Raw genomic sequence first — 10,842 nt, 5'->3', positions numbered from 1 at the left:
ACCCTGCAAGGTCGCGAAGCCATCAGCCAGCCTTTTGTCTTTGAGGTGGAGCTGGTCAGTGAGCAGCCGTCGCTGGACCTCGAAACCCTGCTGCACAAACCGGCCTTCCTGCAGCTGTCGCCCGACGGCAGCGGCATTCACGGCCAGATCTACCGCGCCGCGCAAGGCGACTCGGGCAAACGCCTGACCCGTTATTCGGTGACCCTGCGCCCGCAATTGTCGTACCTGGCGCACCGCGTCAACCAGCGCATCTTCCAGAACCTCACGGTGCCGAAAATCATTGGCAAGGTCCTCGAAGAGCTCGGCATTCAAAGCAACGCCTACGAATTCAAGACCGGTTCGATTTATCCCGAACGCATCTACTGCGTGCAATACGATGAATCGGACCTGCATTTCATCCAGCGTCTGTGCGAAGAAGAAGGTATCCACTACCACTTCGAGCACACGGCAACGGCGCACAAACTGGTATTCGGCGACGACCAGACGGTGTTCCCGAAACTGGCGCCGGTGGCCTATCAGCAAGACTCCGGCATGGTCGCCAGCGACCCGGTGATCAAGCGCTTCGACCTGCGCCTGGAAACCCGCACCAGCCGCACCACCCGCCGCGATTACGACTTCGAAAAACCGCGCATTACCCTCGAAAGCGAGAACCGTGGCGACGCCCTGCCCGACCTCGAAGACTACGATTACCCAGGTCGTTTCATCGACCGCGAGCGCGGCAAGCACCTGGCCAAACGCGCCCTCGAACGTCATCGCAGCGACTTCCAGTTGGCCGAAGGCAAAAGCGATCAGCCGTTGCTGGTCAGCGGCCATTTCCTCGCCCTGACCGCGCACCCGAAAGCCAAATGGAACGACCTCTGGTTACTGACCGAAGTCCTCCACGAAGGCAAGCAGCCGCAAGTCCTCGAAGAGTCGGTGACCAGCGACACCACCGCGCTGAAAGACGATTTCCATCAGGGCTACCGCAACCGTTTCCAGGCCACCCCATGGGACGTGCCCAACCGCCCACCCCTGCGCCACCCGAAACCGCGCATCCTCGGCAGCCAGAGCGCCGTGGTCACCGGCCCGAAAGGCGAAGAGATCCATTGCGACGAGTACGGCCGCGTCAAAGTCCAGTTCCACTGGGACCGCGAAGGCCAGGCCGACGACAAAACCAGCTGCTGGCTGCGCGTCTCCAGCGCCTGGGCCGGCGCCCAGTACGGCGGCATCGCCATCCCGCGTATTGGCATGGAAGTGCTGGTCACCTTCCTTGAAGGCGACCCCGATCAACCGCTGATCAGCGGCTGCCTGTACCACAAGGAAAACACCGTTCCCTATCCACTGCCGGCGAACAAGACCCGCAGCACCTTCAAAACCCTCAGCTCGATGGGCGGAGGCGGCTACAACGAACTGCGCATCGAAGACAAAAAAGGTCAGGAACAGATCTACCTGCACGCCCAGCGCGACTGGGACGAAAACATCGAGCACGACCAGAAAATCCGCATCGGCAACGAACGCCACGACACCGTCGAAAAGAACAGTTACAGCGAATTCAAAGCCGAAGAACACCATACCGTCTACGAAGACCGCAAAGTCGAAGCCCGCGCCAACGACCACCTCACCGTGGGCGTGAACCAACACATCAAAATCGGCACCGGTCAGTTCATCGACGCTGGCCAGGAAATTCATCTCAGCAGCGGCATGAAAGTGGTGATGGAAGCCGGCGCAGAGCTGACCCTGATCGGTGGTGGCAGCTTTATCAAGATTGATGCTGGTGGTGTGACCATGAGTGGGCCGGTGATCAACATGAACTCCGGCGGCAGCCCCGGCAGCGGCACGGGAGCGGCGCCGTTGTTGCCGGGGTTGTTGAAGCAGGCTGATGCTGACAAGGCTGGCAAGGTGTTAGTCCCGCCAATGACCAATCCATTTGTACGAAAAAGCGTTCAAGGCCTGCCCCTTGTTCCGATCTGTGGAAAGCAAGCCAATGGCGCTTGCTCGCGAGAGGTTTGCCCATGTCTGAATGGCTGAGTCTTTTCCTTGAACAACCCGTGGCCACGACGCCATCGGGCAGCAGTGGGAACCGCACCCTGTATGGCATCATCGACAGCGTTCGCCAGCCTCGGGCTCTGGAAAAGCTTTACCAACAGTCCGGGTTGAATGGTGTTGAAAAGCTGTTTCAGGACACGCCGTTCGCCGAAATGAATGATGTCAGTCCGATCTGGCTGCAACTGACACCGGGAAGTCCTGCCGCCGCCCAAGCCATAGAGCTATGCCGCGACAACCGCGCGGGCCTTTTACTGACCTCCCGTGAAAAGCCGGAGACCGCGCTCTTGCATGCTCGTCGCCTCCTGCGCATGAACGACCCGTCTCATGGTGACTCGCTGGCGCGCTACTACGACCCGGCATTCTGGAGCGCGCTGGCGCTGACGGTACCCGCCCGAGCGCTGTTCGGCCCTTGGGCCAGCGTCTACACCCCGCCCGCCCACAGCGACGATCAACAATGGCGTGTTTGGGAACAAACAGAAAAAGTTGATGCCTCTAATGGCGAACAAAAATATCCGCTGCACCTGAAGAGCGACACGCTGTTAGCGTTCGATGAAATCCGTTGGTGGTACTGGATTCGGCTGCGGAACGCCGAGTCCGCAGCGGGCTTATCGGATTCGCAGCTGTCTGGCGTGGCCGACAATTTGCAACTGCTGGTGGATCACGGCATTGAAGAAGGACGTCATCTTGAGCACCTGCTGCCGAATCTGAATCAAGGTCCGTTGCAGGCCCGCACCGACGTCATGAACGTGCTGAGCAGCGACATGCCGGCATTCGAGAAAGTACAACGACTGGAAGTGTGAGATGACAGGTACGTCCGAACAAACACCCGCGCCAGAACAACCACCTGTTGTCATTCCGGCCGATCCGCCAAAAAAGACTGCCGACGCGGAGACGTTCTGCAAAGACAAGAAGCCGGGCTGCAGCAGCAGCTACGACGACATCATCTACGTCACCGGTCAGCGCCGTTTCTGGCTGTTGCCCAAGCGCACGTCCGAGAAACTCAAGGAAAGCGTCAGCCTGCTCAAACAGAAAACCGTCGACGCTGATAAAGCCACGCGCATGAGCAACATCGCCGACGCGGGTTTGATGGACTACTTCCTCACCCCTGGCCCGGAAGCCTTTCTCGAAGGCGAGCAACATAGCAGTTACCTGGCGTCGAAGTCGGCAATCCCCGAAGACACTGCCAAAAAGACGCAGTGCCGCAAGGATTGGGAAACGGCAAAAGCAAAGGGTGATAGCGACGCCACGATGCACGCCGAGCGCGAGATGTTCCACGCTGGACAGCGCATCGAGAAAAACCAGAAAAACATGGAAACCCTCGAAAAAGTTTCCGACGAAAAAGCAAAAACGTTGGGGTACAAACGAGAAAACGGCGTCTTCTATACCCCGCGCGCGTTAAAGGCCTGTGAAGCCATCGATACGTACATTAAAGAGCGCGACAAGGCGAAAGCCCACGGCTACAAAATGTTCGATCCAGGCACCAAGAAGATCGCTTCGGCTTGGGAACACCTAAAAGAATATAAGGCCCTTCACAAAAAGCTGATTGAAACCGGCGAGATCGACGAAAAGAAACTCAAAGGTGTGCAAATCAACATCCTGGCGTTGAAAGACCTGATGTCCAAGTACATCAATGCCATCGTCGAGCTTGCCGAGTGCGGGATTGCAGTTCCCGAGTTTGCGCTGAGTCCCGATGACCAATACGCCGGTACCGAGGATTTTCAGGCATTCATCGAGCTGACCACCAAACGCGATGAGCTTGAGAAAAAGATCGAAGAACGTTACTCCCAATGGGTCTCGGCCACTGGCGGCAAATCTGCGCCACCCGGCGTGCTCTTCGTCAGCTTGCAGAAACAGTGGTACGACCTGAATGACGAGGCAGAGCGAATTCAGAACACCGCCGAAGCACGCGTTCGAGCACTGAAACCGCCCCGCCTGTTTCTCTGGGACGCGGAAAGCTACAAGCCAAAACCCCTCGAACGACTGGCCAAAACAAACATTCCACTGCGTGAGCTCAGCAGCGCATCGTCGACGACGATTCTGAACCACATCAGCTTGAAACATCTGGCGCAGGTCAGCGGCAACGCATTCGAGGGTCAACTCAAAGAACTCGCGACCAGTTTGCCCAAATCGATTGCCAAAGAATCCGACGACGACCGGGTATTCAGTGATTGGCTGGAACAGGAAGGCGCGCTGCAGTTCGATGAAAAGGGGCCATGGTTCGATGAACATGGACTTTTCGTGCCTGAAAAATTCTTCACCGCCCTGGAAGCCAAAGGCTACAGAGTCGAAAGCATCAAAGCTGAAGCCAAGCGCAAAAGCTGGGGCGAAAACCTCAAAGCCATGGTTTTCGAAGATAAGCAGTTGCGCAACCTCATGCTGTTCGACAACAGCCCGCAGGCCCAACTGGTTCGATGCTTACTCCCGGAAAGCGCCAACCTTCTGTCCGAAGTCAAAATGGAAGGCCCCACGCTGAAAAGTGGTTCCCCTCAGATTGCCAATGTAGAAGTCGCACTGGATGTAACGGCGTGGCGCGGGGAAGTCAGCTTACTCAAAGTCGAGTTCCCGAAACGGGCAAAAGCCGACCCTTGGATCGCAAAATACAAGGCTCATGACGGCAGCGTGCGCAGCGTCAACTTCGGCAAACTGTCTCTGGATCTGGAAGCCAAGGCCTGGGGATTCGCTGGCGCAAGTCTCATGCTGTCACGCGACCTGACCCTGGACCAGAAAACCGGCTACACCAGCCTGGTCGGTGTAGACATCGCTGAAAAATCCGGCGACCTCGCCAAGTTCGAAGTGTTTGCCGGCGCCCAAGCCGGGTGCAAAGTCACCGGCAAACTGTTCTGGTGCCCTCCTCCAAGCGTCCTCCCGCCTGCTCCCGTGCCCAATCGCATTTCAGCCAACCAGTGGCGCCCTTTGGCCAAACTGGAAGTTGAAGTAGCCGTGGCCATCGGCGCCGGCTACACCGGCGACATGCACCTACGGATGCAAAACGGCCTACTGCTGTTATCGATCAAGGGCGCGCTGGTCTGGGGCGCAGGCGTCAAAGGGTATTTGACCTTTGAAGTCGGCTACGACAGCATCGTAGCCTTGACGGAACTGGTGCGACAGGAAATGGCCGCGAACCAATACAAGGATCTTGAGTGGGTCGATGGCGAAGCCATGGACTACCTGCAAAAACTGAGCTTCCTCGGCGCCACTGGTATCGATGTGGCGTTTGCCTATGTGCGTGGGTATTCCATTGTTAAAGGGATATTTGATGCGCTGACTGAGGGGGGACGCGGGGGACAAATTGCTCACACACTTATCTTGGATAAAAACCAAAAAGTAATGCAGGATTGGGTTTACAACCTAACCCCACAGGCCCTAGGCCCATTACTAATGGCTTTAAGTACTTCACCTAGGTCATTTTCTGCTGAAGATGATGAGGACAGTAAAAGCTACAACAACGACGAGGCATACCTCATTCAACAACAAGCAATTGAAAGATGCCTCAGTTGGATTTCAAAAAAACCTAATGCGAATTTGCAATTTGAAGAAGCAATTATTTGCATGAATCGTGACGGGATTCGTCCCCCGCAGGCAGGACTTATGTTCTGCAAAAATAAGTTAAAACTCGATCTATTCATGAATGAAAGGGTTTTAGGCCACATCCCGGGCAACAACAGAATGCGGGAGCGATACTCAGAAAACGCTAAACTTCTAGGGGCGAGAATGAATAGCCACTGCACTTACTCGAGCACATATGCCGGCCCTGCATTTGCACCCATTCAAGAAGTCAAGGCTTTCTACAAAGGACCAAACATTGATTAAAACAATATACGCCATTATTTTATATTCAATATTTCTATCCACTTCAGCTTTTGCAGAACTTACGACCGATCAACAAGTAGCAAAGAATAAAGGCCTTATCCTGTATCAGCAAAGTGATTGGTACGATTCTCAGCCGCTACTGAAAATTGCGGCAGATGCGGGAGACAGTACAGCGCAATATTACTTGGGAGAGGCTATCCGCCTCAGCAACCGCTACACCACCGAAGACGCAAAAAAATGGTACGAATCAGCAGCTAAGCAAGGAAATTTGTATGCAATGCTTCGGTTGAGTAATTCGCATGATTTGTGCAAAGAGATGGGGAGTTGCTCAGGTAAAAGCAATGAAGAATGGCGGAATTATGCACTACAGGTTGCAAATGAGCGCGCCGAGAAAGGCGATACTGAGGCAATGATTGTTTTATTTACTGCCAAGCAAGGTTTGCAATGGTTGGAAAAAGCAGCGACGGCAGGCAGTGGATTTGCTCAAAAAGTCCTTGCTGGTAAGTACAAAGATGGTGAAGGCTGGTTCCTCATTCCTGGCAGCCGCGAAAAAGCCGTTGAGAAATGGTTCAAAGCTTCAGCGGAGAGCGGCTACCCACCGGGTATGTACCTTTACGCAAATTTTTTATATGAAAATAAAGCAAGCAAAGAAGACGTAGGATATTGGCTGAAAAAGGCCGCTGAGTCAGGCCACATTGATGCCGCTGGTGGATACGCCCTCACTGTAGCGCATCTCCCTGACAGCTACGGATTTCCGTTGGACTTAGTAGAAGCCTATGGAATCACCTACCTTATCTCCCATTTGCAAGGTGGTGGCGTAGCCCCTGAGGATGCTAGAAGAAGCCTTCCTGAAATTGCCGAAAAGATGAGTCCTCAAGAGATCAAGGATGGGATCCGCTTTGCCAAAGATTGGGAAAAGAATCACCCACCACTTTCCTACTTTGTTCCGGCTTACGGCTACTGATTTAAGGAAGTTTATCTGTGTCCGCTTTCCGCCCTATTTTCTTGAGCATTGCCTTGTGGGTTTCCACCACATCAATTTCCAACGCCCAAGTCATTGAAAATCAAGCGGCAGCGAAAGAAACTGGCATTATGCTTTACCAGCAAAGTGCATGGACTTCCTCGCAGACTTTTTTGCAAACTGCTGCCGAAGCAGGCGATCGAGACGCTCAGTATTACTTAGGCGAGGCCATCCGCCTAAGTAACCGTTACATGACAGAGGACGCCGTGAAATGGTACGAGGCCGCAGCCGAAAAAGGACACATCTATGCCATGCTGCGTCTTAGTAACCAAGAAGATCTATGCACTTTAGTCGAAACCTGCACGCAGAAAAATGTTAAAGACTGGAGGACTTTGGCCTTGAAAACTGCACACGAACGCGCGGAGAGAGGCGACACCGAAGCAATGGTTGCGCTCTTTACAGCCAAACAAGGTTTGGAGTGGTTAGAAAAGGCTGCAGAGTCGGGTGATGACTTTGCCCAGCAACTTCTAGCAAGTGCCTACCAAAATGGACAGGGTTCGTTCCTGATCCCAGGCAGTCGAGAGAAAGCAGTCAAGAAGTGGTTTAAGGCGTCTGCGGAAGGGGGCTATCCTCCCGGAATGTACCTTTATGCTAACTACCTATATGAGCACGATGGAAAAAAGGAAGAGATAGGAAATTGGCTAAAAAAAACAGCTGAAGCAGGACATATCGATGCACTTGGAAGCTATGCCCTCAATATCGCCCACCTTCCGAACAGTTACGACTTTCCGCTCGATTTAGTCAAAGCCTATGGCTTTACGTATTTGATAACACAGCTCCAAGGAGGGGGAGCAGGACCAAGGGAAGCGAAGATCAGCCTCCCTGAGATTGCAGAAAAAATGAAACCTGAAGAAATCGAAATGGGAATTTCATTCGCAAAAGAATGGGAAAAGACACACCCTCCGCTTTCCTATTTTGATCCAATTTACGGATATTAAGCCAATTTATTCCCAAGGCTACCGCCAAATGTTATAAGTGCAACTAGCCCTTGGGCATTTGTAGAACCAACGATCGCATAACAAGAAATTAAAATTTTATAAATCCCACCAATGATTAAAAACACCATATTTTTATTTCTCTCTTTAGCAATGTCTAACTTTGAACATTTTTTCGCCCTACGCGAAATGGTGAGAAGGATCGATGCAACGCGGAAATTTTTAAACACCTCACCGCCCTTGTGTAAAATTTCGCTCCTTTGGGTCAGTGCGCTTTTGACAATGCTGAATAAGGACGAACCCCATGGATTTTGATCACGACCTACCTCGGCTTGGCGACATCCTGCTACTAAGGGGAAAGAGCCTGTTGACCAAGCCCAATATGGCCATTCAATCAATCACACGCCTGCAAATCGCGAGCTACTCACATGTCGCGATGGTTACCGGGCAGAACATGATAATTGATGCCAATCCAGGCATCGGAATCACCTTGCGTCAATGGGATGAAGTGAGTCATTCCTACGACATCGCCAATTCGTTGTTAGTCCGACACCGCTACGCAGACGATGCGGCGACTTGGAATTTGCTCGAACAGGCTCAATACTATTACGGTCAGAAATACAAGATAACTGCGTTAATCAGTAACGAGGCGGAATTTTCTGACAATGAGGGCATTGTGTGCTCACAGTTCATCGCGCAAATTTTTCAGGATTGCGCACTGCCCTGCTCAGGAAAGTCGTGCCGCAAAAGCCTTCCCACAGATATTTATACTTTTACCAAAGCCAGCTCGGAATGGGTTCAACGTCCGCTCTCGGAAATCAGAATTGGAATAAGTTGCCGCTCTAGCGAGATCGCTCACTCCATTGTTCAAGTCAATCACAAAATGGATAATTATATCGCTGCATCGCTAAAGCAGGCGTTTGATTTAAGTCGTCAGTTTCATGAGTTAACGGCAGACATAGCGGGCGCAACAGACTTGATTAACGTAGCGAATGGTGGCTTGATTCCTCTGGCCAAGCGGATGGAAGCAGCAGCCACCAGCAACATTTCCATCGAGCATTTTAGTAAATCGTGGCGGCAATACTTTCTCGAGCCAAGAGCCAAGGCAACCTTCCTCCACGAGGCCGGCACGGCAGCTGAGCAGCCTATAAAAATCTTCATTAAGACATGTGAAATCGTAAAGCAACACAATACAGCGGCAGACAACGCGTCGGAGCAACTGAATTTGTTACTGACGCAGTTTGAACATATTTCAAAGTCCCTTCCCGCGACGCCCTCTGACATTGAAATTCAAACGTGGGTTATCAACCATCTTGAGATCCGCAAAGAATTACAGCGGCAAATAGATATTCTGGACTGGATCATTATTTCCAGTCCAGGCAATCTTGATTTTGCCAAAAGCTTTGATTTCCAAGCCTTTATGGAAGAATACGATAAAGACCCCAAGCCTGATTTCAATGAAGCAATAGATACGCTGGTGATCATTGCTGACTATTGTCGCCATTGTAATAGCTGGGCACAACAACGTCCGCTTTATGAGCAGATAATGAGTGTTCATCACCTGCTCGGCAATGTACAAGGGGCCGCGCTCCACGCCCCTTGAACATGCCCCGCCCCCCGCATTGAGGCCGGAAAAGGCCGGAACGACCTGCTCATGCAAATCCCTGCACAGGCGCTGGCGCTAGCACACACTGTGTCCTAACCTTTCCTGGCCAACAGGAACCACATGAGCACCCATCGGCAATGTGGACTAAGGGAGCAAGCGCATGGCGAACAAAAAAGGAACTGCATTGGTAGCTGATCTGGGGACAATCGACGAAGCAGCAGGAATTTTCGGAATATGTTATTCGATACTGACATGGAGTGGTGTCGGAAAAGGATTCAGCCCTTTCAGCTTGGGTTCCTGGACGAAAACCCTAGGAAAACTTGCGGAGGATGGACACGCAACAACGTTTCTTATCGATGGCGAAAACATCACACTGACGGGAATCAGTGAGACCGGTTGGGAATTCTCCACGGGTACGCTTGCCTCGCAGGATTGGGCGCGCGCCACCGGAAGCGCAACGACGTACGTTTACTATATTGGCGTAAACGAGCAGTTCATAAAAAAATATAGAAAACTTCAAGCCAGGTTGAAGAAAACGAAGACTGCCTATGACGTCCTTTGGCCAAATCTTGCCAATGCGAAAACCCAATACCAGAACTGTGTCAGCCATAGCCACTATCTGGTTTCCGAGCTAGGCCTCGCTCACTGGGCAAACACCATCAAGGGCTGGTGGATGCCGTCCGCAAGCAACTGGGTAGATTGGTTTAAAAGTTTTGCACCTACCCAACGAGACGGGTTCAGTTGGAAGTACAAGAAATTCGATAGCACAAACACGCACATTCCATAACCATCTTTCCGGGACGGCAATGAATACACTTGCGCGCACCTCGCCCGCCATTTCATCTACGACCGAGCCCAGGCCATTCGGGGCTTAGTCGTAGATAGAATGTACACGCCCCCCCTCACACATCTGAACAAGGAGAGGTTCATGACCAGGATTTTCGTACTGTTCACGCTCATCAATCTGCTCGCCGGTTGTAACACTTACTCTGACGGACACCCTCGCAGTTCCGAAGACCCCGGCTGCAAAACTGCGCAAAAACAGGCAGGTTGCCTCTAAGCGATTGCGCCAAGGCACGGGTTTCAATTTGCCCATTGAAGGGCGATCGCGTGCGCTCGCTCTTTACCCGTGCGGAGGTAAAGGGCTGCGATGGATTAGCGATCAGCGCGGTGAACAGTCTGATAGCGGCCGCAGTGTCTACTCGACGGACATGTACGGCACAAAAATTCTTGCCAATGGGAAGTGCCAGTACAAACGTCCCGTCCCAGACGTGCAAACGCAAAGCCTTGCCTGCTGCGAATATTCTGCGGTTGACGCTATTTAGCTGCGGTAAACATTCAAGCTAGCAGGGTTTTAATTCTTTGCCACTTCTCTATCAAACGATGATTCTTTGCCTGGATCGGAGTTGCGCCTCAACGAAGCGGTGACGAAATGCGCAGCGCAT

9 protein-coding genes are annotated in these 10,842 nt (G+C 52.5%); 7 read left to right on the top strand and 2 right to left on the bottom strand.

Going from position 1 to position 10,842, the window contains the following annotated elements; all coding sequences use genetic code 11:
- The 5 genes from tssI to ACIPIZ_RS07400 all read left to right on the top strand — a co-directional run.
- On the top strand, positions 1–2,007 hold a 2,007-nt coding region (tssI, locus tag ACIPIZ_RS07420; protein ID WP_401164778.1), incomplete at its 5' end, for a type VI secretion system tip protein TssI/VgrG.
- Entirely contained in the window at positions 1,992–2,825 is an 834-nt protein-coding gene (locus tag ACIPIZ_RS07415; RefSeq protein WP_253484289.1) for a DUF4123 domain-containing protein, read from the top strand. The genes tssI and ACIPIZ_RS07415, both read left to right, overlap by 16 nt.
- 1 nt (position 2,826) lies before the next feature.
- On the top strand, positions 2,827–5,835 hold the full coding sequence (locus ACIPIZ_RS07410) for a hypothetical protein (RefSeq protein ID WP_401164776.1): 3,009 nt from the start codon (positions 2,827–2,829) through the stop codon (positions 5,833–5,835).
- Positions 5,828–6,799 carry a tetratricopeptide repeat protein gene (locus ACIPIZ_RS07405; RefSeq protein WP_064388552.1) on the top strand — a complete coding sequence of 324 codons (972 nt, stop codon included), beginning with the start codon at positions 5,828–5,830 and terminating at the stop codon, positions 6,797–6,799. The genes ACIPIZ_RS07410 and ACIPIZ_RS07405 overlap by 8 nt, the downstream gene beginning before the upstream one ends.
- A gap of 17 nt (positions 6,800–6,816) precedes the next feature.
- On the top strand, positions 6,817–7,794 hold the full coding sequence (locus ACIPIZ_RS07400; protein WP_401164774.1) for a tetratricopeptide repeat protein: 978 nt from the start codon (positions 6,817–6,819) through the stop codon (positions 7,792–7,794).
- Here ACIPIZ_RS07400 and ACIPIZ_RS07395 read toward each other — a convergent pair.
- A complete protein-coding gene (locus ACIPIZ_RS07395; protein WP_122661262.1) occupies positions 7,791–8,021 on the bottom strand; it encodes a hypothetical protein in 231 nt (76 codons plus the stop codon). The genes ACIPIZ_RS07400 and ACIPIZ_RS07395 overlap by 4 nt on opposite strands.
- Positions 8,022–8,095: 74 nt before the next feature.
- On the opposite strand from ACIPIZ_RS07395, the gene ACIPIZ_RS07390 reads away from it, so the two are divergent.
- Positions 8,096–9,394, top strand: a complete 1,299-nt coding sequence (locus tag ACIPIZ_RS07390) for a hypothetical protein (RefSeq protein ID WP_401164771.1) — start codon at positions 8,096–8,098, stop codon at positions 9,392–9,394.
- 163 nt (positions 9,395–9,557) lie between these two features.
- The gene (locus ACIPIZ_RS07385; RefSeq protein WP_064388555.1) at positions 9,558–10,184 is read left to right on the top strand and encodes a hypothetical protein; all 627 of its coding nucleotides are present in this window, start codon (positions 9,558–9,560) and stop codon (positions 10,182–10,184) included.
- A 172-nt stretch (positions 10,185–10,356) separates the two neighbouring features.
- Here ACIPIZ_RS07385 and ACIPIZ_RS07380 read toward each other — a convergent pair whose 3' ends face one another.
- Entirely contained in the window at positions 10,357–10,674 is a 318-nt protein-coding gene (locus ACIPIZ_RS07380) for an NMCC_0638 family (lipo)protein (protein ID WP_401164799.1), read from the bottom strand.
- Between the last annotated feature and the right edge of the window lie 168 nt (positions 10,675–10,842).

The organism is Pseudomonas sp. NPDC087690 (assembly GCF_044743175.1).
In the GTDB taxonomy this organism is placed as follows: Bacteria; Pseudomonadota; Gammaproteobacteria; order Pseudomonadales; family Pseudomonadaceae; genus Aquipseudomonas.
This window is presented reverse-complemented; position numbering and strand designations above follow the sequence as displayed.

Coding starts and splice junctions, on each gene's coding strand:
- ACIPIZ_RS07410 (WP_401164776.1), top strand. CDS start 2,827: ATGACAGGTACGTCCGAACAAACACCCGCGCCAGAACAACCACCTGTT.
- ACIPIZ_RS07390 (WP_401164771.1), top strand. CDS start 8,096: ATGGATTTTGATCACGACCTACCTCGGCTTGGCGACATCCTGCTACTA.
- ACIPIZ_RS07415 (WP_253484289.1), top strand. CDS start 1,992: ATGTCTGAATGGCTGAGTCTTTTCCTTGAACAACCCGTGGCCACGACG.
- ACIPIZ_RS07385 (WP_064388555.1), top strand. CDS start 9,558: ATGGCGAACAAAAAAGGAACTGCATTGGTAGCTGATCTGGGGACAATC.